Source organism: Corynebacterium glaucum (assembly GCF_002287505.1).
Taxonomy (GTDB): Bacteria; Actinomycetota; Actinomycetes; order Mycobacteriales; family Mycobacteriaceae; genus Corynebacterium; species Corynebacterium glaucum.
In genome coordinates this window covers 1018093-1041768 of record NZ_CP019688.1, presented here as the reverse complement: position 1 = coordinate 1041768, position 23676 = coordinate 1018093, and the positions used below count along the sequence as shown (strand labels likewise).

21 protein-coding genes are annotated in these 23676 nt (G+C 61.1%); 10 read left to right on the top strand and 11 right to left on the bottom strand.

Going from position 1 to position 23676, the window contains the following annotated elements:
• Positions 1-102 precede the first annotated feature (102 nt).
• Entirely contained in the window at positions 103-1371 is a 1269-nt protein-coding gene (locus CGLAU_RS05135) for a hypothetical protein (protein WP_095659756.1), read from the bottom strand.
• Positions 1372-1517: 146 nt separating this feature from the next.
• On the opposite strand from CGLAU_RS05135, the gene CGLAU_RS05130 reads away from it, so the two are divergent.
• Entirely contained in the window at positions 1518-1859 is a 342-nt protein-coding gene (locus CGLAU_RS05130) for a helix-turn-helix domain-containing protein (protein ID WP_095659755.1), read from the top strand.
• 240 nt (positions 1860-2099) lie between these two features.
• Here CGLAU_RS05130 and CGLAU_RS05125 read toward each other — a convergent pair whose 3' ends face one another.
• Positions 2100-3914, bottom strand: coding sequence for a zinc-ribbon domain-containing protein (locus CGLAU_RS05125; RefSeq protein WP_095659754.1), 1815 nt, complete (start codon positions 3912-3914; stop codon positions 2100-2102).
• Between the two features lie 155 nt (positions 3915-4069).
• Here CGLAU_RS05125 and CGLAU_RS05120 point away from each other — a divergent pair, with 155 nt between their 5' ends.
• From CGLAU_RS05120 to CGLAU_RS05110, 4 genes are all read left to right on the top strand, one after another.
• Positions 4070-5920, top strand: a complete 1851-nt coding sequence (locus tag CGLAU_RS05120; protein WP_095659753.1) for a site-specific DNA-methyltransferase — start codon at positions 4070-4072, stop codon at positions 5918-5920.
• A gap of 2 nt (positions 5921-5922) precedes the next feature.
• The gene (locus tag CGLAU_RS05115) at positions 5923-8496 is read left to right on the top strand and encodes a DEAD/DEAH box helicase (protein WP_095659752.1); all 2574 of its coding nucleotides are present in this window, start codon (positions 5923-5925) and stop codon (positions 8494-8496) included.
• A gap of 244 nt (positions 8497-8740) precedes the next feature.
• Positions 8741-9634 carry a hypothetical protein gene (locus CGLAU_RS12255; protein ID WP_157731272.1) on the top strand — a complete coding sequence of 298 codons (894 nt, stop codon included), beginning with the start codon at positions 8741-8743 and terminating at the stop codon, positions 9632-9634.
• Positions 9635-9946: 312 nt separating this feature from the next.
• A complete protein-coding gene (locus tag CGLAU_RS05110; protein WP_095659751.1) occupies positions 9947-10294 on the top strand; it encodes a proline racemase in 348 nt (115 codons plus the stop codon).
• A gap of 28 nt (positions 10295-10322) precedes the next feature.
• Here CGLAU_RS05110 and CGLAU_RS05105 read toward each other — a convergent pair whose 3' ends face one another.
• From CGLAU_RS05105 to cmtR, 4 genes are all read right to left on the bottom strand, one after another.
• Positions 10323-10601: a hypothetical protein gene (locus CGLAU_RS05105; RefSeq protein ID WP_157731271.1), complete on the bottom strand. Its 279-nt coding sequence runs from the start codon at positions 10599-10601 to the stop codon at positions 10323-10325.
• A gap of 38 nt (positions 10602-10639) precedes the next feature.
• Positions 10640-11542, bottom strand: a complete 903-nt coding sequence (locus CGLAU_RS05100) for an AlbA family DNA-binding domain-containing protein (RefSeq protein ID WP_157731270.1) — start codon at positions 11540-11542, stop codon at positions 10640-10642.
• A gap of 1285 nt (positions 11543-12827) precedes the next feature.
• Positions 12828-13427, bottom strand: a complete 600-nt coding sequence (locus CGLAU_RS05095) for a cadmium resistance transporter (protein ID WP_198305034.1) — start codon at positions 13425-13427, stop codon at positions 12828-12830.
• Positions 13427-13786: a Cd(II)/Pb(II)-sensing metalloregulatory transcriptional regulator CmtR gene (gene cmtR / locus CGLAU_RS05090; RefSeq protein WP_095661055.1), complete on the bottom strand. Its 360-nt coding sequence runs from the start codon at positions 13784-13786 to the stop codon at positions 13427-13429. The genes CGLAU_RS05095 and cmtR overlap by 1 nt, the downstream gene beginning before the upstream one ends.
• A gap of 710 nt (positions 13787-14496) precedes the next feature.
• On the opposite strand from cmtR, the gene CGLAU_RS12510 reads away from it, so the two are divergent.
• Both CGLAU_RS12510 and CGLAU_RS12505 read left to right on the top strand, forming a co-directional pair.
• Positions 14497-14901, top strand: coding sequence for an alpha/beta hydrolase (locus CGLAU_RS12510; protein WP_232507214.1), 405 nt, complete (start codon positions 14497-14499; stop codon positions 14899-14901).
• The gene (locus tag CGLAU_RS12505) at positions 14879-15328 is read left to right on the top strand and encodes an alpha/beta fold hydrolase (protein ID WP_232507213.1); all 450 of its coding nucleotides are present in this window, start codon (positions 14879-14881) and stop codon (positions 15326-15328) included. Before CGLAU_RS12510 ends, CGLAU_RS12505 begins: the two co-directional genes overlap by 23 nt.
• Before the next feature lie 22 nt (positions 15329-15350).
• Here CGLAU_RS12505 and CGLAU_RS05080 read toward each other — a convergent pair whose 3' ends face one another.
• Entirely contained in the window at positions 15351-16031 is a 681-nt protein-coding gene (locus tag CGLAU_RS05080) for a type 1 glutamine amidotransferase domain-containing protein (RefSeq protein ID WP_095659747.1), read from the bottom strand.
• 9 nt (positions 16032-16040) lie between these two features.
• Entirely contained in the window at positions 16041-16874 is an 834-nt protein-coding gene (locus CGLAU_RS05075; RefSeq protein WP_095661054.1) for an EamA family transporter, read from the bottom strand.
• Between the two features lie 130 nt (positions 16875-17004).
• On the opposite strand from CGLAU_RS05075, the gene CGLAU_RS05070 reads away from it, so the two are divergent.
• On the top strand, positions 17005-18621 hold the full coding sequence (locus tag CGLAU_RS05070; protein ID WP_232507212.1) for an alpha/beta fold hydrolase: 1617 nt from the start codon (positions 17005-17007) through the stop codon (positions 18619-18621).
• Positions 18622-18679: 58 nt separating this feature from the next.
• Here CGLAU_RS05070 and CGLAU_RS05065 read toward each other — a convergent pair whose 3' ends face one another.
• Together CGLAU_RS05065 and CGLAU_RS05060 are read right to left on the bottom strand one after the other, a co-directional pair.
• Positions 18680-18910 (bottom strand): PspC domain-containing protein, encoded by a 231-nt coding sequence (locus CGLAU_RS05065; protein WP_198305033.1) that lies wholly within the window; start codon positions 18908-18910, stop codon positions 18680-18682.
• Positions 18911-19017: 107 nt separating this feature from the next.
• Positions 19018-19512 carry a MarR family winged helix-turn-helix transcriptional regulator gene (locus CGLAU_RS05060; RefSeq protein WP_095659746.1) on the bottom strand — a complete coding sequence of 165 codons (495 nt, stop codon included), beginning with the start codon at positions 19510-19512 and terminating at the stop codon, positions 19018-19020.
• A 285-nt stretch (positions 19513-19797) separates the two neighbouring features.
• On the opposite strand from CGLAU_RS05060, the gene CGLAU_RS05055 reads away from it, so the two are divergent.
• Together CGLAU_RS05055 and CGLAU_RS05050 are read left to right on the top strand one after the other, a co-directional pair.
• Positions 19798-20352 (top strand): YceI family protein, encoded by a 555-nt coding sequence (locus tag CGLAU_RS05055; protein WP_095659745.1) that lies wholly within the window; start codon positions 19798-19800, stop codon positions 20350-20352.
• A 139-nt stretch (positions 20353-20491) separates the two neighbouring features.
• On the top strand, positions 20492-21028 hold the full coding sequence (locus CGLAU_RS05050; RefSeq protein WP_095659744.1) for a YceI family protein: 537 nt from the start codon (positions 20492-20494) through the stop codon (positions 21026-21028).
• On the opposite strand, the gene CGLAU_RS05045 is transcribed toward CGLAU_RS05050, so the two are convergent.
• On the bottom strand, positions 21025-23676 hold the full coding sequence (locus tag CGLAU_RS05045; RefSeq protein WP_095659743.1) for an AAA family ATPase: 2652 nt from the start codon (positions 23674-23676) through the stop codon (positions 21025-21027). The two genes, CGLAU_RS05050 and CGLAU_RS05045, sit on opposite strands and share 4 nt — an antisense overlap.

Sequence of the window (23676 nt, the reverse complement as noted above, 5' to 3'; positions counted from 1 at the left end):
CACACGACGTCAAGGTTCACAGCGTGCAAACATGCACACGAATACGGCGTGTTCCCGAATGTTCTGCCTGGACAAACACTACACTTTCGCAGGTCAACATGTCTACCACCCACGACGTTCCGTACCGGGGTTCGGTCCGCGGGCGAAGTCGAATAGACGACCCTCTTCGGGGGCAGGCAGTTCGCTCGAAATTGAGCGGGGCGCCCGCATTGGGCGGTGCGCGTCGAGGTCGGCGACGGCGGCCTGCTGGCCTGGTTCCGGTGCCGCAGTCTCGGTCTCGTCGTCGCGCGTGGTGCCACCTGCCACCGGCTTCGGCAACGTCACGACCACCGCGCCGGTGCCCGTGTCGGAGTCCACGTCTTCCACCGGCTTCGCCTCCGACAGACTCAACGCCGGCCAGTCTCGAAGCGGGGCCGCCAACACGTCGAGCCTGTCGGCAAGCGAGTCCGGCTTCGACAGGTCAAGACGCGCAATTTTCTCAAAACGGCGAAAGTCGCGAATGTCGGTGCCCACCGCGGCCGCCGCAGTCTCACGCGGCAAGTGGCGTACCACCTCACGCACCCACGTCGCACGCAACCTGTCGAGTTCGACCCTGAACGAACGATTCAGGTTCAACCGTTTCGTAATTTCGCGAACGTCGCTCTCTGCGCCACCGAGCAGCAACTCGTCGGGGTCACGCTTTTGCGCCACTTCCCACACACTTCGAGCAAGCGCCGCCGCCACCGGAATGGCGGGCGCCGCGCCCTCAGCGACACGGTGCGGTACCGCAACCCACACCACGCCGTTTAAGTCGAGGGTGACGTCACGGGCTTTGACCAGAGCAACCTCCTGGCCAATGCCGGCCCCTAAGCCGAGGCCGACAATAACGGCCGCCCGCTCCCGGCGAAGCTCGGTGGACTGTGAAACGACCCAGTGGTGCAGGCGCTGCCAGTCGTTCGGCTCGTACGGCTGTGCCGGCGGCTTTTCGATGTCCCGTCGGTTGTACAACGACAACTCCTGGCCGTTGAGCGCCTCGCGCACGAGCCGGTAGAGGTAGGCTTCTTGAGAAACCGAGTTCCTCGACTTCAAGGTTGCGAGTATCGCTGAGACGTTCGCGTCGCTGAGCACCGTGTCAACGGTGAGCGCACGCCCGGAGTTGAACGCCCTCGCGGAGGCTCGGGTCAGCACACGCAGTACACCACGAACGTCGACGCTCGACTTCTGGTCCGCAACGAATGCCTTCGACCCGGTTTCCGACTCGACAGTAGCCTTCTTCGCAGTCTCACGGACGAAATGAGCAATGTGTTCCCAAGCGCCGTCGTCGGTGCCGTTGGGGACGTAGTTTTCAATACGGCGCACAACTTCTTCGCGCTGCTGGTTGGTCAGTGTCATGCTGCACCGCCTCGGGTGGCGAAGCGGAACTCGCAACGGGTAAACGTGACGGGGTGCGAAGCGGAACCAGTTGCAACGGCAAAGCCGGTACCCCCATTGCATGTTTGCACTACGGTTCGCTGCATTTGGGCTGTAGCGTGGCAGGCATGGCCCAGTTCCCTCCACCGCGACGCGCATACGAGACGTGGCCCGACTTGGATGTCGAGACGGTGCCGGAGGTCTACCGCAAGGCTTGGGCATTGCGGGACAACCTCGTGAAAACCGTCGAGTACTACGTTGCCGAGGGCTGGGCTAAAAACAGGTCGGACTTTGCCCGCAGGTGCGGGCTGCACCCCTCGGTGCTCTCGCGCTGGGTCACAGGTGACGTGTGGCCGTCTGCCGACACAGTTGCTGCCGTCGAAGCCGCGGTTCACACGCCAATGTGGCCGTACCAAAAAGCTCCGTCGCGAAAGGGGTTGAAGTCGAAGGGCGGGTACGACTACCCGTAAGTCTTGCGGGTGTGTGCTGGTGAAAGTTTTGTTGTTTCGCATAGCTAGAACGCTCGCACACTCGCAAAAGTACACCCCCTGGCAGGCGCAAGTCGTTCCGATTTGATGTGTCGACGCGGGTGGCCGGAACGACGTCGACAGGAGTGGTGGAAATGCGTGCATGTTTGCACGCGCGGATGACCCCGTCCGGGGGTGTTTGATTGACCCATTCCGGGGGTGTTATGCGGTTTCGCTTATTCGTCAAGGTTTGACTTGATTCGAGCGTTCTATGTGTTGCGTTAGTACCTCCGCGAATTCGGCCAGTTCATGCTCCGGGTCGTTGGAGCCGGCGTACGCAGTGATCTCGAAGTAGTTCTGATTTTCGACGTCGAGTCCGGGAAGGGGGTGCTCTCGAACGCGGCACAGAATGAGACCATGCCTCAGCAAGTCCAGAGTCTTCACTAGGTCGGTCTCGGTTTTGTCCTTGTGCCAGTAGGACCCGTCGTACTCAATGCCGAGCTGCTTTCCATCAGGGAGGTCAACGAGCACGTCCACGCTCCATGACGAGTGGTTCGTAAACGAGTCGGAGTACACCCACTGCCCTGACGCCGCATTTCCCCAGATCTTCTTCGCTGCCTTTGCGTAGAGACATTCCACGGCAGACTTGCCGACAGTCTTACAGTCGGGGCAACTTGCGCCGTTCACCAGCCTCGACGGCATGGCACGCCATGTGTGCTCAGGGTTGTCGAGGCACACCCACAGCGGTGGTTGTGCGAGTTGAGTCGTATACAGTCGGATCTGCCACGGGCTGATGTCGTTTTGCTCTGACCACTGCGCGGCCACATCCGGATAATGGTACGCGAGTGAGTCGAGGATGGTCTCACAGAACGGGCAGCGGTAGCGCTCGTACTTGTCTCTGTTTCCTACTACGTCCTGCCACTCGTGCCCGCACACAGGGTCGAGCCACCACACATTGCGCGTAGACGTCGGTGGGATGGCCCCGAGCAGTAGCCCGTCGTTTTTCGTCGGGTGCCACTGGGACGTGATTTCCGGCGTGAGTCTGGACTTCACCTCACCGCTTTTCGCGGCGGCAAGATTGCGCTCCCTAGTCTTGACCCCGATGCACTTCCGGCACTCGTAGAGACTCGCCCCCTGCGGCGATGTGCGGATTGTGTGCCCCCTTTCGCAGCGGAACATGAACGTCTGCTCCGACAACGCCGGAACGTCAGCCGGGTCGATGTCCGGTTCGTTCCACGCAGCGGCGAGCTCTGGCACGTCCGCGACGGAGCTAAACGCGTAAGCCAGCCGCCAGGCCAAAGTGTGGATAGCGTCCTGTGCCTTCTTCTTGCGCCACTTCTCCTCGTCGCACTGCCTGCAACTGCCGCGTTTGAACATCTCGTCAATTCGGCTCTCAAACGTGTGCCCGTTAGAACAAGTCCACCACGCCGTCTTTCGAGAGCCCTTCTTCGCCGTACGCCACAACTGCTCGGAGTTCTTCTCGTGGTCCCACCAGGAAACACACTCGTCTGTGGCGTTTTTGACCAGGTTGGACCCCACTGCCTTCGAAGTACCGGCCGTTGCTGTCTTGTTGGACTTCACACAGGTGCAGCCCCAGCCAATGTCACCCACCCGCTCGGCGGTAATCACCCCGCAGCGCTTGCACTTCACTTTGTGTGGGTCGTTTTCCAAGCACGGTTCTGTGAGTGGACCGAGATAGATGTAACCGTTCTCTTCCGCTGCGGCCTTAGCGAGCTCAATGGACTCCCGCGACGAGCCTTTGTCTAGTAGCGCGCGCTGGTCACGAGCCCACCCTCGCCAGTAGCACGCCCGACAAGTCTTCTCGTGCCGGCCGACGGTCTGCAAAACGTATTCGAAGCGGTAGTGACCTTCGAAGCCACAGGAGGTGCAGCGGGTAAGCAAATACTCCTTGGGCTTTGTAAACGGTTCGAGAAGCTGCAAGCCAGCCTGGTCGTAAATCTCGCCGAGGTGTTTTTCGCACCACGCCGGCTTTGTTCGAGTGCGAAAAAGCGCGGACTCATCGCAGCCCTCGGCACTGCACACCTGGGTCGTTGCCATACGTCTACTTTAAGTGTCGGAGGTAGGAAAGCAACGGAGTTGTGCGGCTCGAAAGCAGGTTCGCCCTCTAAGCCCATTTTCTCGGGTCTCTGTCGTGCCCCCGGCTACTCTGATAGGCGACGAAAACACACCCGACTAGCGCGAAGGAGACACAGTTGGGCAGACAACAACGCCTTGAGCTGACCTGGACAAACAAGGACAAGGCACTCATCCCTACCGAGCAAGGCCGTTACGGCTACACCTGGGTTGACCCCCGCGACCCGCGATATTGCGAGACGAGGGTGTTGACGGTTGACGAAACGGTGGCCGGGACGAGGTCGGAAAAAGAGGAAGGAACCACCTACTCCGAGCGAGCCGACCTTGAGCCGCAAACAGACAACTTACTCATTCTGGGCGAGTCCGGCGACGTACTCGAAGCACTAACGCGGGTGCCGGAGTGGTCGAAGAAGTACGTCGGCAAGGTCAAGTGCATCTACATTGACCCGCCGTTCAACACCGCGCAAACTTTCTCCAACTACGAGGACAACCTCGAACACTCGGTTTGGCTGACCATGATGCGCGACCGACTGCTGCACCTGCGCGACCTTCTGAGCGACGACGGTTCGATCTGGGTTCACCTGGATGCAGTTGAAAATCACCGAATGCGCGCCCTATTGGACGAAGTGTTTGGGAGCGGGAACTTCGTCGCCGAGATCCAGTGGAAGAAGCGGTCAAATCTGCCCAATGATGTTGCCGTAGGGTCGAACCACGACACGATTGTGGTTTATGGCAGTCAGTCTTCGTTTAACCTCCGACCACGACCAGATGGCCATGGCGGCTATCGCAACACGGATAATGACCCACTTGGTCCCTGGGCAGAACACCCGATGGACTCAAATGCAAAAGGCGGTCGCGGTGTTGACCACCTTTTCTACCCCATAGTTAACCCCAATACGGGAAAAGAATACTGGCCCGCTAAAGGCAGGAACTGGCTGTATCCCCGCGAATCCATCCCCGGAAAGATCGAGCGTGGAGAAATTGTTTTCGGACGGAATGGTCTATCTGGTCCGAAAAAGAAAACTTATTTGACCAACGTTCGCGCCGGACTTACCTACCCAACACTATGGCTGGACGATAATTTCGAGGAGTTCCCGGTAAACAACGCTGCGGAAAAGGAGCAGGACGCGCTGTTCCCCGACTCAGAAGGCATCTTCGAGACCCCCAAGCCCGAGCGACTCCTCGAACGCATCATCCACATCGCCACGAATCCCGGTGACGTTGTCCTCGACGTGTTCGCCGGTTCGGGAACCACCGCGGCCGTCGCCCAGAAAATGGGCCGTCGCTGGGTCACCTGCGAGCTCGTGGAGGACACGTTCAACCGCTTTACCCGCCCGCGCCTGGAGAAGGTTGTCAACAACGAAGACCAGGGTGGTATCACCCTCCAGAAGGAAGAACGCGCCGACGCTACCGAGGACGGTTTGCCGGAAGGTCTTACTCCCGAGGAAGCACAGAAGTTCACCTCGCTGCTGAATAAGACCATCAAGAACGCTGACGAGCTCAAGAAGAACCCCGCGGTCAAGCAACTCAAGGCCATGACCAAGACCAAGCCGGTCAAGGGCCTGGTCAACTGGCGAGGCGGCGGAGGCTTCCAAGTTGCTCACCTTGAGCCGGCCTGCTTCGACTACGACCCCGAGGTGGCTCTGACCACCCTTACGGAGCACGCCACCGGCGACCTACTCGTGCGCTCCGTGGCAGCGCAGCTCCGTTTTGCACTCACGCCTGAGGACTTGCACTTCGACGGCAATCGTGGCCGCGAGCACTTGGTCGTTGTCGAAGGTGTGCTTGACGAGGAGAAGATTGACGAGGTTATGTCCCACCTCCCAGAAGGCCACTCCGTCTTGTTCGCAGCCACCGTGGTCGACGAGTTCGCCCGCGAGCATGTCCGTTCGTTCAAGAACGGCTCACGAGTCGTTCACGTACCGCTTGAAGTCTTCCCGTATTCCGACGCTGCCGAAGAGGAGAAGTAACCATGTCACAGAAATTGAACCTCTCCTTTGATGAAAACCTGGTTGCAGAACTCTCGAACAAGTTCGACCTCCGCGACCCGAACGCCGAAGCGCTTGCCGACTTGGTGATACGAATCGAGGAGGGCAACTACGACGCTTTGGAACCGCTGGTGCTCAACCTCGCAACAGGTGCTGGCAAGACCTACGTCATGGCCGCGTTTATCGAGTACCTGCGTCGCCAGGGACACCCCAACGTCATGGTGGTCACGCCGACGAAGGTCGTGCAGGACAAGACCGTTCTCGACTTCACCGAAGGCTCGCACCGCTACATTGGCGGCTTCGACGTTCCGCCCCGGCTTGTGACTCCGGGTGACGTGTCGAACCTGCGAGTCGATAACGTCACGTCCGACCTGTTTGTGGGCGAAGGTGCCTCTACGCTGTACGTTTTCAATGTCCAGCAACTTTTCCCGCCTAAGGAGGGCGGGAAGAACGTCGCAACGGGAGACGAAGCGGCGCGCCGCAAGACATGGAAGTTCCAGGAGGACTCCGGCGCGCTGGCGCAACGGTTGATCGACACGGAAGACTTGGTCATTATCGCCGACGAGTCCCACCTGTTCGGCTCCACCGCGAAGACGTTCCGCAAGTCGCTGACTTCGCTGAAACCCGCCGTGACTGTGGGGCTTACGGCCTCGCCGGACAGGGGCGACGACATTGTCTACCACTACCCGCTGTGGCGTGCTATCCAGGACGGTTACGTCAAGCAGCCGGTGCTGGTCTACCGCGAGTCGGGTTACGCCTCGGAGGACCGCCAGCTCCAAGACGCTTTGTCACTTTTGGCTATCAAGGAAGAGGCGTACGCGAACTACAGGGCAACCCACCCGAACGGTAAGCAGACCAAACCGCTGCTGTTCGTAGTCTGCTCTGATGTGTCGCATGCCACCAAGATCGCCGAGCGCCTACGCGGACCAGGCTTCGTTGGAGACCCGCTTGCGGTGCTTCAGGTGGACAACGAGCACAACGACAACACCACCCAGTCGTTCTTGCGTTATCTCGACACGGACAACTCCCCGGTTCGGGTGATCGTTTCGGTCAACAAGCTGCGCGAAGGTTGGGACACCAAGCGCATTGCCGTGATGTGTACGCTGCGCACAATGGGCTCTGAGGTGCTCACCCAGCAGGTCATGGGCCGAGGCCTTCGCCTGCCGTTCGGGGCGTTGACTAAGGTGCCTGCCATTGACGAATTAGACATTTTGTCGCACGAGTCCTTCGTCAAGCTGCTCGAAAGTGAGAACGTGCTCAAGCAGTTCGGCATCGAGAACGCGGTGCGAGAAGGCGACAACAAGAAGATCATCACCCCGCCTGGCACGACCAACCCGCCGCGGGTTGGCACTGGTACTGGGGACGGCACCGGTGTTACGGGCGACACCGGAGAGACTGGCACCACGGTGCAACCCGGCGAGGACTCTCGCGCCTCTGGTGACGGTCCTGACACCCCAGCAGTTGACCGCACCGTCGGCACACGAGCGCTCACCGACGAAGACGACGTTGCGAAGGGCGTTGAGATATTTACGCCGGTCGTTGTCCACGTCAACGAGAAGTTCGCTGGTACCACGTTCGACTTCCCGTCTTCGGCTATGAAGAAGACGAAGAAACAGTTCGAGCTGGTCGACATTCCGAACTCCGTCATTGTCGAGCGAGCAGACAAGGTCACCGACACTGACGAGTACTTGGCTCGCACGAAGATCGGCGTGGCAGACGAGGGCAACAAAATCGAACTCGACAACGACGAGCGCTTCGCTGTACCGAGTTTCAAACAGACTCCTTCCCAAGTCGCCGCGGAGCTCATCCGCCGCGTCATGGGTTCCGGTGCGGTTGCCGCGACGGTAGAAAACAACAGTCAACTCAAACGCCGCATCGTGCCAACGTTTATGGAAGCGACGAAGATCGAGCAGTGGACGGAGAAGGCCAAGGAGTCCGCGGCTCGACACTTGCGAGAACTCGTTATTGAAGAGTCCAGGAAAGCGAACGCGCAGACCGGGACGACCGTGTCGATCCACCCGGTTACCCTGCCGATTAACGACTCGTTTTCTCTGGATCTCGACAAGAAGATCCTCGACCTGCTCGACCGGCAGGAAAAGCGCGCGGGTAAGGCAGGCTTTAGCACCGCGGAGTACTACGGCACCTGGAAAAAGGGGCTTTTTGAGGCCGCGCGCTTCGACTCGTTTACCGGCGAGTACCGCCTCGCAGCAATACTCGACCTCGACCCGAACGTGGTGTGGTGGAAGCGGATCTACGCCCACGAGGGCGCTCGGGTGGCCTACACTCCGCACAACTCGTACGTCCCAGACTTCGTGGTTTACGACAAAGACGGCACCCACTGGATTGTCGAAGCCAAGGAGAACCGCGGCCGCGACGACGAGCGCGTCCAGGCCAAGCGTGCGGCCGCCGAGCGCGTGGTGCGCCAGCTCGTCGGTATGCCGGAGTACGAGGACCAGACCTGGGGCTACCTCATTGCTTACGAGGACGACATTGCTTCTTCCGATTCGTGGGCCGATCTGCTTGCCGGATCGGTGACGGAGCGGATGCCGAGACTCTAGTAAACGATGTAAACGATGAAGCAGAGGCGTGGCGATGCGCCTTCTTGTGGCGGCCAGGGAAGGGAAGCTATTGGGCGGGCTAGATGTAAAGATTTGTTGGTGGTGCGGTATTAACCCCGCTTCATCACGCGAGCACCGAATTAAACGTTCACGTTTGGAAGCGGAAACTTCCAGCGGAGGGCCCTTGACGTACTTCGCCGCAGGGTTTCGACCAACTACTCTCCGAAGTACAGACGCGCAGGCAGTGAAGTTCGGGAAGACACTGTGCCAGCGTTGCAACTCAACGAGGTCGCAACCGTTCGACGCAGCCTACGACCATTTTGTGGGCTGGACTAAGGCCAACCGTGAACGGCTTCGAACTGTCACGCACATAGACTGGTCTGAAGTTTTCGCAGAGACGAACTACGACAACCGACACCTTGCGCGTTATTACGTCAAAAACATGTGCTGCCGAATCGTTGACAGTGGTGCAGACGTGCCAAAACAGTTAGTTACATTCCTCGATGATTTAGACGCAGAATCTCCGCTCGGTGTCATCATGTACCGAGACTACGGACCCGACGAGGTGACAAGTGACGGCGTTCTTTCCGACCCTTTCGCCAGCAGGACGAGCCAAGGAAGTGGAGAGTTACTCGAAAACACCAATGAACCCAGCGCATTCTTTACGATAATCGAAGACGGTTTCATCGGGTGTTTGGTGGGATACTACGCCCCTCCCTACCGCCCGGCGTCCCAAGAGAGCATCTCTCGTGGCACACGGTCACCAATCTACGAGCCGAAACGCCAGCTCATGTGGGCAGCACCGTTATTCAGAGACAAGTGGTTTTTGGAACACGTCATTCAGGAAAAACAAAGATTGGGTCGTGATCTTTCTGAAGAAGAAGTTCAAGGAATTGCCGATTCCTTCAACTCAATTCCTCCATTTGTTCCACTTGCCATAGACAACCCGCCGTCCACTGTTGACCCACTTGATTGGCTCACTGCGCAAGTGAGCTTCAACCCAGCTAGTCATCTTGCAGGAGGGTCTGTAAGCAAGTTTGATTTCCCAGTACACGCATCCCGTCCGAAACGGTTTTCTCCCCGCCAAGCGCTCCTTCTGCTCATCCAGCAGGTGCGGAAAGTCCTTATGCGACTCTGACTACGGTGACGGTCTTTCCATCCACCGGAACGCTTAGTTCGAGCTCGGCTCGTCGTATAACCCAGGCGTTCCGAGACGAGGGTGTGCCGGCGCAGTTGAGTAGGACAATTCGTACGGTCTACCCCGTGTAGAAATGCAGAGAGAAACCCGCCCCGGTAAGCGTCTCGCTCACCGGGGCGGGTTTCGGCAGACCGACCCTGTCAGTGACCGCCAGCGATTAGAACGTGTAGTCGATACTTCCGTACCCGCGTCGGGCCCGTCGCTACCCTCGGTGTTGCCCCTTTCCGATACAACCCAACCAAGGAGCACAGAATGTCTTTCCCCGCCCCCTACACCATTGTTCGAGACTGGCTGAACGAGCGTGCCGAAGCGGGCGTTGTCCGCGCCAAGGTCGTCACCGGCGTCGCCTACAGCGACGGCGTCCTGACGGTGACCATCGAGCCGGAGAAGTTCGTTGACTTAAACGCCTGGAACTCACTGAACGAGGGCTACTCCGACTCGCTCGGCGACTTCTACGCCACGGAGCTCGGCTGGACGAATAAGCAGTCCGTCTACCTACGCGAAATGGTCACCGAATTGCGCGTCGTGACGGCAGACGGCTCGGTGCTCGAAACGGTGGACACTGCCGCCTACCAGCGGAAGAAGAACCCGCAGTTCTAGTAGCCTGACACGGACAGGCGTTTAAGCTTTACTGCTTTCTCCACACCGGAAGCTGCTCAACTCCTGCCTGGTTCAAGCAGTCCCGCACCAGCGACCTCGCGGTGTCAATGAGCGGAGCGTTCGCGGTAACACTTACCTCCGCCTCCACCGGGCTAAAGGACTCTAACGGCAGTGGGTCTTCAGAGAAGTACCTCGGATCTTTCGGCTGCCACAACACCAGCGGCTTGTCTTGGTCCCACTCGACGTTGCAACGCACGGTGTAGTCGGTGTTGCCGGTGACACCTCCGTAGTGGCGAATGAGTGCCAAGAGGTCACCCACCAAGCACGCAAACGCATGCGTGGGCACTACTGGTCCCCCGTCGAGAACGTCTCCCTGTCCAGCCGCGACAGGACGGTGACAACCCCGTTTTCGTGCAGCTCGACATACGCGAGCAATTCTTGCGTGTCGTACTGCTTTCCCGAAAACGTCCAACACTTCAAACCCCTGCGGTAATTCGAGGCAGTCGCCGGAGACACCGCCCCGTTGTATTCCAGGCGCAGCGGGTCGCCATAAGCGGCAAACCTTGCCATAATCGCGTCACGCTCAGTAACGTCGTCCTTTCTTGCCGGGTACGTCGGCACCGCAACACCGACACCCCAAAAGCCGTCACTAGACCGCTTCGCGGCCACCTTGCTATACACCTCGTCTACTTCACGGGACGAGGCTTCTTCCCGTTGAAACCGCAGCCTGTACAGGTTCGCAATCTCAGGCTCACTCAACCACTCTGAGTGACTCCCGTTACGCGTCGGAGCAGCGAGCACCGTGGCGTTTTTCTTTTCGGTGAAGTACATATGCGGCACTTGCTGACTCGCCGGCACCACGACGACGACTGCTTCGTGTTCGGGGTGCTCGACCCGGTGGAGCTCCACGCCCCGTAATGGCGGTGAAATGTAGGCGGTGGCAACAGAGCGGTAGGACTGCTCCAAGCCGGGGGAATAGTCGCCGGCGCTGACCCTTTTGCCGGCGTGGTCTTTCATGTCGGGCAGCTCACCCACGCCGTAGACAATGACCCCGCCGCCGCTGTTCGCCATAGCGCACAGGTCCTTCTTCACGTCGCTCTCAGGCCGAGTCGGCTTGCTGTCGATCTTCTCTTTGAAGTCGAGGTCTTGCCGCTCCGCAATGCGCTCCTCGACCAGCCGGTCGAGCATCTCATTTGTGAATTCGTCGGTGGGCGCTATTCCAAGGGCGGAGTGCAAGGCGGTGAACATAGGTGTCATTGTACGAAGCGGTTTCGGCGGTTCTGGCTCACATGCAACGGTCACGCAGCACGTTCAACGTCCCCGCTCCGTACCCCGCCCCGCGTCGACAACCGCTCCGGCTAACGTGTCGCACCCCGAAGCGACATTAGTACCCGCCCCGGCACCCGGGTCGAATATCGCAACGGGCCTTCGAAGCGAGCCCCACCAGGCACCGAGGCGCACCCCGGGGTGGCGGCCGTGGCGCACACCGTTTCGACTCGTCCACTCGGGACGGAAAACGAGGCAGGCACCGAGGCGGGAGTCGGTAGGCGCTGCGAGTGTTCGAGGCGGTAAGCGTGACGCAGGACGTGGCGCTTGGCGGTTCGGGTCTCGCCCCGAGGCTTCCGGTACGAGGTCCGCTTTGGGGTTTCCGTAGCGAGGTGCGTTTCGGGGCTTTCGGGACGGTGGGCGTGGCGAGGGGCGGTTCGGAGCTCGCTGCGGAGTTCGGCTCGGATCTCCGATGCGAGGTACGTTTCGGGGCGTTCGGGACGAGGGTCGAAACGGTAAGCGTGACGAGTCTGCAAGACGCGGTAGTCGTTGTTCAAAGAAGGAGACTTCCTCGGTGCGGGGTTCCGAGATGGGGTTCCGCTTCGGTTTCCGGGTCGGGGGTCGTTGCGGAGTGTGTAAGGAAGCGGCGGAAGACGTGTAAGCCGCCGTGTAAGTGGCGGCGAGTCTAGAGGTTGGGGAGTTTACTGAATACCCCGTTGTAAATGGGGCTTTCAGCAAACCTCTTAAAGTTATTCACGAAACCTCCCGCCGGCCAAAGAAAACTGGCCGAGAACGTAAAAATGACCCGCTCCGCTCGTTCGGAGGGGTCATTTTTCTCTTCTAAAACGCCGTTCCCGCTCGGGTTGTCGCGCCGGATTGTTTATGAGCGCGGACCCAGCCGCGGAAGAGTTTCCGTACTCGTTCCGAACGCGCCGGCGATGCAGGATATCGCACCGCGAGACGTGTGAGGGTCAGCTTGCCCGTGCTGCACCAGTTTCGATGGCGCGCTGCTTCAACTCAGGGGTGTACTTCGAGGGCGTATGTAGGGTTACTTTTCCAAATTCCCACCCTCCACTAAACCCGTGGCGAACCAGTATGCGCGCGTGCACTCAGAGGCTGTGGCTTCGTTCAACTGGTGGCGCGGTTTTTGCAGCGCTCCATGGCGGTCTTGTTGCTGCGATCACGCAGGACTGGCTGCGGGTAGTTGTTGGGGCCTGAACCGAGAGGGGTGCGCCCGGTCGGGGCCGTTTGGAACACTGCCGCTACGTCAGAGCCCGAAGGCTCCGCCGCTGACGAGGATCACGATGCCGAGGCCGATGAGAACGATGGGAAAGAGGATGTTCTCAAAGCGTTCGAGCACTTCCGCGATCGGGGGGCGGGTGGCGACGAACTTTGCCAGGGCCACCAAGACCGCAACGAGCGCGAGGAAGATAACGCAGTAGGCGACTACTGCGAGAGGTTCCACGCTGAGGAAGACAGGGGTGTAGACACCGATGTTGTCGCCGCCATTGGCAAAAGTGACGCCTGCGACTGTCCCTACGCCGACCTTCTTGCCGGCAACCTTGGCCTCGTCGTCATCGTCGTCATCGTCTCCGCGCCAGGCCTCCCATGCGGCCCAGAGGCCGATGCCCAGAGGGATGAGACCAAAGTATGGAATGGCTGCCGGGGGCAGAAATGCTCCGGCGCCGATGGTCACAAGGATCGCGGCGACGAGGATGCCGGCAAATCCGAGGTACTGGCCGGCCAAAATACGGGCGGTAGTGCCGCTCTGGCCTGCCCCTCGCGCGAAGAAGAGGGAGAGCACGATGATGTCGTCGATGTTGGTAGCTGCGAACAGGCCTATCGCCTGCAAGACCGTGGTGAGCATTACGCGCCCTCCCCAGCTACGTCGCATCCGGGAAGCGTGCAGGCGGGATCCATGCACGGGGCGTCTTCGTCTACTGCCAGGGTGGCATCGACCAGTGTCGTCAGTGCCTGCGCCAGGTGCGGATCGGCGATCTCGTATCGTGTCCGACGACCCTCGGGCTCGGAGACGACGATCCCACAATCGCGCAGGCATGCCAGGTGGTTGGACACATTCGAGCGTGTCAGGTCCAGAGCTCGAGCCAGTTCTGCCGGGTAAGCGGGATGGTCGAGCAGAGTCAAGATGATCCGGGATCGAGTGGGGTCGGCCAGTGCACGACCCAGGCGGTTCATCACGTCGAGACGCGAAGCAATAGTCAGCATGCACTGAACTATACAGCGAGGGCTGAACACGTCAAGTCTGATGTAGTGACGTAGCCGTTTGCGCTGCTCAGGAGACAGTGGAAGTGGCAGAGATTCCGGCAAAGTTGCGAAACAGCGTCGCCAGCTCGAGATCCAAGTTGTGCGCGAGCCTGGCATAGTTGGCGAGGTCCGTTATCAGGCGCGAAGAAGAGACCCGAACGACCGAAACTCGATGACGTCGTCGTCTTGAACCGGGAAGGGTTGACGATGGCGTTTTCGCATGCATCGTCGCCGACCAGAGCGGACTGCAATAGCTATAAGACGAAGACCCCGGGCGATCCAGACTCTCGTAGAAACCGAGACCTCGGCAGCTGAGATCAAGGAACTGAATAATCGTCGCGTTGTCGTTGACACTATGCGGTTATGGCTTGACGACGACGAGGCGTTTAGACGAACTTGTCGAGCAGGCACGGGATTTTCCGACACCGCGTTCTAAGAGGCTCCTGTTCACGGTGCCCAATCGACTAAGGTCGCGTAACCTGAGGCGAAACCCGGTGTAACTGGGGTGTAACCGTGGACCTGATATAACTGGCCAAAAAGTTTCACAAAAGCCCCGACCAGGCATTTCCCGCTTTATTGGTGCCGCTTCACTCCCCTAAGGCTGCTAATGTCAAGCCCATCGGTACTCATTCGACCGGCACTTTTAGTGTGTGGGTTTCTGGGACGGCAACATGGAAAGTTCTGGGACTGGCAGCTTCACACGCAGCGACGAGTGGTTTGAGTCCGAAGGGCTGCGCTGCGCCGCCACAGTATTCCGCCCCGAGGGTGCGCCGGGTGAGATTCCCGCAGTCGTCATGGCCCACGGCTTCGGCACCCCGCGAGCGGTTGCCCTCTACGTGTACGCCGAAGAATTCGCCCGCAATGGCTATGCGGTTGTGGTTTTCGACTACCGGCACTTCGGGGAAAGCAAAGGCGAGCCGCGCCAGCTGTTGGACACCGCTAAGCAACTCGACGATTGGCGCCGCGCGCTGGCTTACGCACGCTCGCTTGACGGGACTAACCCGGACCGGATCATTGCGTGGGGTACTTCGTTCGCTCCGCACTGCGCTCAGAGTGGCGCCACGGGCCGCGAGTGATCTCATCCGCTCCTTCACGCGACGGCCACCGCGCTACATCGACTCCGTCGGCTACCCGGGCGATACCGCCGTCATGACAGCGTCCGGGTCGATGGAGGGGCTAGACAAGATGCTCGAAACGTCGGGTCTGGAGCACGGCGAATATCCGGAGACTGTCGCCGCCCGGATCCTTGCGTGGGTCGGCTTCTACTCCCCCGGCCGAAAAGCCGCGAATATCTCCTGCCCGGTGCTGTTCCACATCATGTCGAACGATGCCGTCACCCCCACGGATGTGGCCCTGAGGGTCGCGGCGAAAGTCCCCGACGCTACCGTGCACGTGCATGAGGGAGGACACTTCGACCCCTATGTGCAGCCCCTGTTCAGCCGCATCATCGAGGAACAGGTCGCGTTTCTGCGCGAGAAGGTGCCGCCGCGCGGGGTCAACTGACTACGCCGGCGGCACGTAGATATCAGCCAAGCAGCTCGAGCACCGCCTCGCCCACACCGGTCGCGCTGGTCGGGTTCTGGCCGGTGACCAGGTTGCCGTCCACAACCACGTGCTTCGTCATCGGCACCGCGGCGGTCGTGTACTCCCCCGCCTCCGCGCTGAGCTTTTCCTCCAGGCTGAACGGAACCTCATCGGCGCGCCGAGCCAGTTTCTCCTCGGACCACGAGTAGCCGGTGACACGTCGGCCGTCGAGAAGCGATGTGCCATCTGCGAGGGTGACCTCGAGCAAACCGACCGGCCCGTGGCACACACCGGAGACGATCTTGCCCGCATCGGCGAAGTGCGCGACGGCCGCTTTCACGGGCTCGGTGGTGAAGTCGAACATCGTGCCATGGCCGCCGATCAGGTAGATGCCGGCGTAGGAATCAAGGTCCACATCGCTTATCGACGGAGTGTCGTCCAGCAGCGACATGAATTCCGGGTCCTCGTAACGCTTGTTGGTGCCACCCATCTGGATGACGGGGGTTTTGAGGCTGACCGGGTCGATCGGGATGGTGCCACCGGCGACGCTTGCGAGTTCAACCTCGTGGCCGGCTTCGGTGAGCACGTCGTAGAAGTGGGTGAACTCACCGAGCCACATGCCGGTGCGCAAACCCGAGGATTGGTAACGGTGGGCGCTGGTTGAAAGAGCGAGAATTTTCATGCCACCGTTCTACTCTCTTGCAGAGCTCCAGGTGATCACTGCGCCGGCGATGGTCACCATGGCGATGCCCGCAACCATGCGAGCGGTGAGCGCATCGCCCGCAAAAAGCCAACCCAGCAGCGAGCCGACCACCGGGTCAAGGGCAAAGAGCGTGCCGACGACCTGCGCGGAGGAATACTTGGCCGCCAGGGTGTCCGCAATGTACGGGATCACCACACCCACGACCGCTGCGAGGGTGAGCACGAGCCAGGCGTTCAGGGTGATGTGGGTCAGTTTCGGCGCGGCGAGCGGCATGGTGACAATGGCGGCGACACCGACGGAGATCACGAGGTCGCCCAAGCCACCTTCTGCCTTGCCGACGCGCTCGGCGAAGACGGTGTAGGTGGCGAAGAACGTGCCGGCGAGGAGGCCGAACATGATGCCGACGGGGTCGAGGCCCGATGATGGTCCGGCAATGAGCATGACGCCGGCGAATCCGACCAGCGCCCAGATGCGCCCGCGCCAGTGTTTGATGCCGAAGAACGAGACCAGGCAGGGACCGAGGAAGTCGAGCGTGACCGCGACGCCGAGCGGGAGGCGCTCGACGGCCGCGAAGAAGAACTGGTTCATCGCCGCCATGGCAATGCCGTAGACGGCGGCGTTGATCCAGCGCTCGCGGGTCATGACACGCAGCGAGGGCCGGAAGACGGCAAAGAGCAGCAGCGCCGCAACCGCGAGGCGGAAGGTGGAGACAGCGACGGTGCCGAGCTCCGCGAACAGCGTCGAGGAAATCACGGCCGAAGATTGGATGCCCAGCGAGCCGATCAACACGAACAGCACAGGGCGAAATGCCGAAACGTTCATCAGCGGAAGGATGTTAGCAGGGGCGTCGATAAGCAAAAGCTCTTGCTCTCACCGCAACAAGTGCGCGCGCACAGCTATTATGTATGCGGAGCTTAAGAATTCGTACCGTTAGCTGAAGAGGTGTTGCTCGATGTCCCAGGTTAAACCGGCAAAGTCGATCCGAAAGACGGTGAGCGCAACCGCCGCGGGCATCGCGATCGCGGCGGCTGCCCTGACCACCCCGACGGCGAACGCCCAGCAAGCGCCGGAGATCACCTGGGAGCAATGCCCGGTGCACGTCAGCGCGCCGAACACTCAGTGCGGCCGCATCGAGGTACCGATGCGTTACGACGACCCGGACGGGCAGAAGATTTCCGTCGGTTTCCTGAAGCGCTCGGCGGCAAACCCGGCGGCGCGCCGCGGCACCATCTTTGGCAACCCGGGCGGTCCTGGTGGCGACACCTACATGTACTTCGGCACCGCCCTCGAGTGGCCGGAAGAGATCACCAACGAGTGGGACCTTGTGACCGTGCAGTCGCGCGGCCTGCCGCACTCCACTCCGCTTGAGTGCGAGGTGGAGACCCCGCAGAACCCGATTGATGTGGCGAAGTTCCAGATTGATGCCAACCTCTCGCACGGCGGTTTCATGCGCTCCATCTGCCAGGGCGACAAGCCGGGCTATCCGGAAACCATCACCACCGAGAACCACGCCCGCGACTGGGAGATGGTGCGCCAAGCCCTTGGCCAGGAGCGCATCTCCATCATCGGCCTGTCCTACGGCACGATCCTCGGCTCCGCGTACGCCACCATGTACCCGCAGCACACCGACCGCGTCGTGCTGGACTCTGCAGCTGATCCAAACACTCAGTGGCAGCAGCTCCTCGCCGATCAGATCGGCGGTTTCGAGCGCGCATTGCACGACTACTTTGCGTGGGTCGCGGCGAACGAAGCAACCTTCGGCATGGGTGATACCCCGCTGAAGGCGTACCAGCACTGGTACAACGCGGTCGCTGCGGAAGCTGGCACTAACCCGACGGTGACTCCCCCGCCGGCGCGCATCGGCGACCTGCCTCCGGGACTGGAGTTCACCGGCCAGGCTGGTGCGGATGCAATGACCGCAACCGGCAAGGCGCGTGTTGAGGGCGAGGGCATCATCTCCCGCACCCTGAACCCGGGTTCAAACCAGATCAACTCGCCGCTTCTGCAGAACACCATTGGCATGCTGCCCCGTCCGGAGATGTGGGGTGTCATCGCGGGTCTGACCAACGGTACTGTCTCCCCCGAGGATCTGAATGGCGACAGGGAGCTCACCCCGGCGGAGATCGAGGAAGCACAGGCGCAGATGCAGGGTATTGAGCTCCTGCAGCGTGCTCAGCTGTGCAACGAGAACGTGACCCCGCCGGTGTATACCCTGCTTCCGGAGCTGTTCTGGTCGCAGGCCACCGGCAACCTGTTCACCCTGCCGTACTCCTTCATCGCATCCGGCACATACTGCTCCGGCGCAGGCCCGGTCGCGGGTGTGGCACCGATGGACGGTTCCCAGCTGCAGACCCGTCCGCTGCAGTTCAACGGCACCGGTGACCCACAGACCGTCTACGCGGGCCGCCACACCATTGCCAACGCAATGAACTCGCACCTGGTCACCGTCCACGGCCCGGGCCACGGCCACGTCGCGTTCGGCAACGATGCAGTTGACATCCAGGTGGTCAACTACCTGCGCACCGGCGAACTTGGCCCGGTCGACCAGCCCGGATACTTCGACCAGTAAAGCGCGCGCAAAATCGCCCTCTCACACAGTGTGTGGGAGGGCGTTTTTGGCGACGAGATTAAAACTCCGGCGGGATCACCATCCACGAGATGATGTAGGCGAGCACGCCCGGGAAGATGCCTGCGAGGAACAGGAAGACGAAGACCAGGCGGACCAGCGTCGGATCAACGTTGAGGTACTCGGCCAGGCCGGCGCACACGCCGCCGATCATCTTGTGGGTGACAGAACGGGTAAGGCGCTTCGGCTCCTGAGGGTCCATGTACGGGGAGTTGATGTACGGAGAAGTCATCTTCGGGTCCTTTCAACGGAGAAGTTGTTGCTAGCTCCCAATTGAACTCGCGCCTGCGACCCCCGGCAACGGGGATTGCCCTGAGTTTTACCCTGATCTCGCTCCACTTAATCGCCGTCCGCGTCAGCCACCTCAGACTGAGCAGATGCCTCGCGCACGGCGATGATGCCGGAGAAGAACTCTTCAAGCACTGGCGCGCTGGACGGCTTCATATGGTCGAACACCATGCGCCGCACTACCTCGACGTGCTCTGGCACCGCCGCTTCGAGGCGGCTAAATCCTTCATCGGTAAGGGTAACCAGGACGCCGCGGCCGTCTCCCGGGCTCGGCTCTTTGGTAACCAGCCCGCGTTTTTCCATGCGCGTTACTTGGTGCGAAGCCCTGGAGCGATCCCATTCAAGATGCATGCACAGATCGCGCAGCCGAAGCGTGCGGTTTTCCGCCTCCGAAAGCTCGACCAGAACCCCGAACTCCGAATACGACAGGTTCGAAGTCTGCTGCACCGACTCTTCGATAGCGCGTGACAGCTTCCACTGCGATGACAGCAACAGCCTCCACAGGTGCTGTTCATCGTCGTTTAACCATCGGGTCGGCGAACTCATAAGACGCAGCCTACTTGGCGGACTCATCAAAGGTTTGTAATGGGTAGCGAAAACCCTATTAAACGACATGTGCCAACAAGATCTTGCAAACGTTGCATTCTTTCTAGACCTACGCGGGACCTACGCGGGCCGAAGTTGACCTACGCCGACTTGAGCTGCGCTACTTCGCCCCCTCTTGGGGCTTCGAGGGCGACACTTGGCCCAAAGGTGTCGTAAAGCTTTGCGTTTTCAGATACCTTTATCAGGTTCCACCCAATACTTGACTCCAACGATTAGAGGCACGCGATGACCGAACTGTCCGGTACATGGACCCTTGACCCAACCCATTCCAGCGTTAACTTCATCGCTCGGCACGCGATGGTGACCAGGATCCGCGGATCGTTCCAAGATTTCAACGCAACCCTGCATATCAACCAGGACGCACCCGAAACATCCTCCGTCGATGCGTTGATCCAAATCGCCTCGGTTAACACGGGTAACGCAGACCGCGACACCCACCTGCGCAAAAACGACTTTTTCGAGGCCGACAGGTACCCCGAGGCAAGCTTCGTCTCAACGATGTTCCACGTCGATGAGAAGGGCAACGGCACTGTTGAGGGCGACATGACCATCAAAGGCATCACCAAGCCCATCATCCTCATCGTGGCAACCTTTGGCATTCAACCCGACCCGATGGGCAACACCCGTTTGGGATTTGAAGCCGCAACGACGTTTAACCGTCACGCTTTCGGCCTGGATTTCGATGCGCCCATTGAAACCGGCGGTGTGCTCATCTCCAACGAGATCAAGGTGGAAATTGAAGGCTCGGCAATCCGGACCGGGGATAGCGCAGCGGGATAAGACGAGCGCTACTGCTGGGCCAGCGTCAGCGCAAAGGCCCCGTTACCATCTGCAGGCGGCAGAAGTCCTGCCTCTTTAACACCCGCGACTCCACAAAATGACCCCACAAAATGACCCCACAAAATTAAGGAATCCGAATATGTCTCAGCTCTCCGGCACCTGGAACCTCGACCCCACATTCTCAAGCGTCGATTTCGTCCTTCGCTACGCAATGGTGAACAAGTTCCGCGGCAAGTTCACCGACTACAGCGCCACGATCGAGTTCGACCAGGAACACCCCGAGAACTCCCGCGCGCAGGCCGCAATCAAAATGGCTTCGCTCAATACGCTGCACTCCGAGCGCGACGCACACGTGCGAAATGCCGACTTCTTCGACACCGAGAACTACCCCGAGGCGACTTTCGCTTCCACCGCATTCAACGTCGATGAGCACGGCACCGGCACCGTCGACGGCGAGCTCACGCTGAAGGGCACGACCCAGCCAGTCACCTTCGAAGTAGAAACCTTCGGCATCGAAGAGGACGCGTACGGTGCGGTCCGCTTGGGTTTCCAGGCAACCACCACCATCGACCGCGCGGCCTACGGCATCGACTTCAACATGCCGATTAAGACCGGCGGTGTCATGATTTCGAACGAGATCGACATCGAAATCAACGGTTCCGCAATACGGGCTTAAGCACTCCCCGCGTTGCGGAGCTTCAATTCGTCCATGCTTAGCCGCTTTGCGGCGTTAACACGGTCGAAGCGCTGTGGAAAACAGGTGAGCACCAGCACCTGTGCCTTCTGCCCCACTTGCTCGAAGAGCACGTTCATCAGCCCCAGACGGTCGGGGTCGGTGGCGCCGAGCGCATCATCGACCACCACTGGAACGGGCGCGGTTTCACCGCTTCCGGTCACCAGATCCGCGATCGCGAAACGCGTCAGCAACGCGAGCTGCTCCTTGGTACCACCCGATAGGTCCGTGAGCGGCACCGTCACCCCATCGACGGTGCGAGCAGTGACCTCGAGCTGATCACCGAAGTTGAAATCCACAGTAGGCCCGAAAATCACGCTGGCATGCTTGCGCACCGCATCGTTGAACGGCGCGGTGTAGCGCGCACGCGCCGCGTCACGGTGAGCCACCATCGTCTCCCGTAGCAGGCGTGCGGCATCTGCGCGGCGGGTGGCGCGTTCGAGATCGCTTTCCGCCTTCTCCAACTCGGCCTCGGCGCGGTCTAACCGCTCCGCTGCACCCTCGGCCATCTCGATGCGCCCGCCAAGCTCGATCAGACGGTTCTGCGCTTGCGCGCGACGGTCCTGCAACGTCGCCACTCGGTTCTCCGCACCTCGCGCAAGCTGCTCGGCAATGTCGGGATTCGCGGCCGCCGCATCGGCAGCGAGGCTGTCGGCAACTACCTTTGCCTCCTCCACCGCTGCGCGAGCCGCCTCGAGCGCCTGGGCCAGCTCCTCAGTGGACTGCTTCTCCTCGACGGCAGCGCGTTCAGCGCGCACCGCTTCGAGCTCGTGTTCCTTGGCCTCCGCCTTCGTTTCCAGCGCGACCAGCGCCGCGTGGGCAGGGCGCTCCGCAAACGGCTTGAGCTTCGCCTCGGCAGCATCGGCCGCGGCTTCAGCCTGCGACACCGCGGTGTCGCCGTCGGCGGCGGCTAGGGCAGCCACGGATTCGTCGTCAAGCGAGAGCTCTGTTGAAGTGTGCGCGGTGAGCTGCTCGACTCGCTGAGCCAACGCGGTGCGCTCGGCGCGCAGAGTTGCGAGGTCGCTGCCGGAGAGCAGGTCTTCACGACGCCTCGTGGCAGCGGCGAGTTCCGCCGCGTGGTCCCTGTGAGCGTCGCGGGTGGCGCGCGCCTCGGCGACCGTGCCGCAGCCCACCGCCTCGAGCAACTCCTGGAGCGCGCGTTCCGCTCTCTCCACCGCCTCGTGGGAGTCGGTCGTGCCCCGAGCCGCGCGGTAAACCACGTGAAAGTCACCGAGTTGGAGTTCGGTGCCTTCGAAGACGTTGACCGCGGTGGTGCCGTTGATGTCCAGCGGCGAGCCGTCGACAGTGATCGTCGCGCGATCGGCGGAGATGTCCAGCTTGGCGGCGGCGGTGTCGCGCAGCGTGCGCTGGAGCTTCAACTCGCTCTCGGCTGCGTCGAGGGCGTTGATGTCGCTGTCCGTAACCACACGCGACGGGACGGATTCCACCAGCGCGGTGTATGCCGCGTCAGCCTCCTCGACGCGGGCAAGCAGCTCATCACGCTCGCGCAGGTGGCGGCGTGCGCGGATCAGCTCCAGCGCCTTCGCGGCTGCTTTGGCACGCTCGCGCGCGTTGTCCAACGTCTGTTTCGCGGCGTCGCGCTCTTCGGTGAGCTGTGCAACCCTCGCCTGCTCAGCATCGCGGGCCTCCCGCGCCTGCTCGGCATCGGCGCGCAGCGATTCCGCCTCGGCCTCGGTGGCCGAAACCCGCGCCACCAGCGCCTCCCGCGCTTCAAGGTCGTTTTCCGCCCGCTCGAAGTTCACCCGCGCCTGCGCGAGCTGCTGGCCCGCCTGCTGCGCCTTGTCCCGCAACTGCGCGGCCTCACCCGCCGCCCGGGCGAGCTCTACGGCCTCTTCCTCCGCTCCCGGCAGCTCGGCATCCACCCGGCGGATCTCCTCCTGCCTGCGGGCATGCTCGTCGACGTACCCAGCCAACGCGCCGACCTGCTGCCTCGCACCCTCGGCGGCCTCGCGCGCAGCCTCCACCGCGGCGAACAACGCCTGGTAATCCGCCTTCGGTTTGCCGGTCTTCGGCTGGAAGTAGCGCCTGTACTCCTTCTCCACCGCGGCCATGAGTTCGGTGTCTTCCTCGCCTACCGCCTCAGAGCCAGACGCCGCCTGCAGCGCCGTCGAAATCGAGCTCACACCAGCCGCCTGCGCGCCCGCCTCAAGTTCGCCCTGGCGCAAGAACAGCAGCTCCGCAAGCTCCCGGTCGAGGTTCGCGCTCAAGATCGCCTCAAGCTGCGCCTCCGCTTCCTCGCCGGTGTACTGCGCGCGCGTCGGCGCAGTCACGGACAACTCGGACACAGGCTTTTTCAACCACCGCTTCCGAATCCGAAACGTCGTCTGCCCCACCGTCGCCGTCAGCGCGACCTCCGGACCCTCGTCGCGACCAGCCGGCGCGCACGCCTTGACCTCCTGGCGCTTACTCTTCGCCGGCCACCGCAACACCAGAGTGATCGCGTCGAGGATCGTGGACTTGCCCGCCTCATTGTTGCCCTCGATGATGATCACGCCCGTCTCGGGCAGATCATCCATCTCCAGGTGCTCGATTGCGCGGAAGTTGTCAATCACCACCGAATGAATCCGCAT

Excerpts from the sequence above, each read along its gene's own strand:
- CGLAU_RS05135 (WP_095659756.1), bottom strand. The coding sequence starts at position 1,371 with ATGACACTGACCAACCAGCAGCGCGAAGAAGTTGTGCGCCGTATTGAA.
- CGLAU_RS05130 (WP_095659755.1), top strand. The coding sequence starts at position 1,518 with ATGGCCCAGTTCCCTCCACCGCGACGCGCATACGAGACGTGGCCCGAC.
- CGLAU_RS05125 (WP_095659754.1), bottom strand. The coding sequence starts at position 3,914 with ATGGCAACGACCCAGGTGTGCAGTGCCGAGGGCTGCGATGAGTCCGCG.
- CGLAU_RS05115 (WP_095659752.1), top strand. The coding sequence starts at position 5,923 with ATGTCACAGAAATTGAACCTCTCCTTTGATGAAAACCTGGTTGCAGAA.
- CGLAU_RS05110 (WP_095659751.1), top strand. The coding sequence starts at position 9,947 with ATGTCTTTCCCCGCCCCCTACACCATTGTTCGAGACTGGCTGAACGAG.
- CGLAU_RS05100 (WP_157731270.1), bottom strand. The coding sequence starts at position 11,542 with ATGTTCACCGCCTTGCACTCCGCCCTTGGAATAGCGCCCACCGACGAA.
- CGLAU_RS05095 (WP_198305034.1), bottom strand. The coding sequence starts at position 13,427 with ATGCTCACCACGGTCTTGCAGGCGATAGGCCTGTTCGCAGCTACCAAC.
- cmtR (WP_095661055.1), bottom strand. The coding sequence starts at position 13,786 with ATGCTGACTATTGCTTCGCGTCTCGACGTGATGAACCGCCTGGGTCGT.
- CGLAU_RS12510 (WP_232507214.1), top strand. The coding sequence starts at position 14,497 with ATGGAAAGTTCTGGGACTGGCAGCTTCACACGCAGCGACGAGTGGTTT.
- CGLAU_RS05080 (WP_095659747.1), bottom strand. The coding sequence starts at position 16,031 with ATGAAAATTCTCGCTCTTTCAACCAGCGCCCACCGTTACCAATCCTCG.
- CGLAU_RS05075 (WP_095661054.1), bottom strand. The coding sequence starts at position 16,874 with ATGAACGTTTCGGCATTTCGCCCTGTGCTGTTCGTGTTGATCGGCTCG.
- CGLAU_RS05070 (WP_232507212.1), top strand. The coding sequence starts at position 17,005 with ATGTCCCAGGTTAAACCGGCAAAGTCGATCCGAAAGACGGTGAGCGCA.
- CGLAU_RS05065 (WP_198305033.1), bottom strand. The coding sequence starts at position 18,910 with ATGACTTCTCCGTACATCAACTCCCCGTACATGGACCCTCAGGAGCCG.
- CGLAU_RS05060 (WP_095659746.1), bottom strand. The coding sequence starts at position 19,512 with ATGAGTTCGCCGACCCGATGGTTAAACGACGATGAACAGCACCTGTGG.
- CGLAU_RS05055 (WP_095659745.1), top strand. The coding sequence starts at position 19,798 with ATGACCGAACTGTCCGGTACATGGACCCTTGACCCAACCCATTCCAGC.
- CGLAU_RS05050 (WP_095659744.1), top strand. The coding sequence starts at position 20,492 with ATGTCTCAGCTCTCCGGCACCTGGAACCTCGACCCCACATTCTCAAGC.
- CGLAU_RS05045 (WP_095659743.1), bottom strand. The coding sequence starts at position 23,676 with ATGCGGATTCATTCGGTGGTGATTGACAACTTCCGCGCAATCGAGCAC.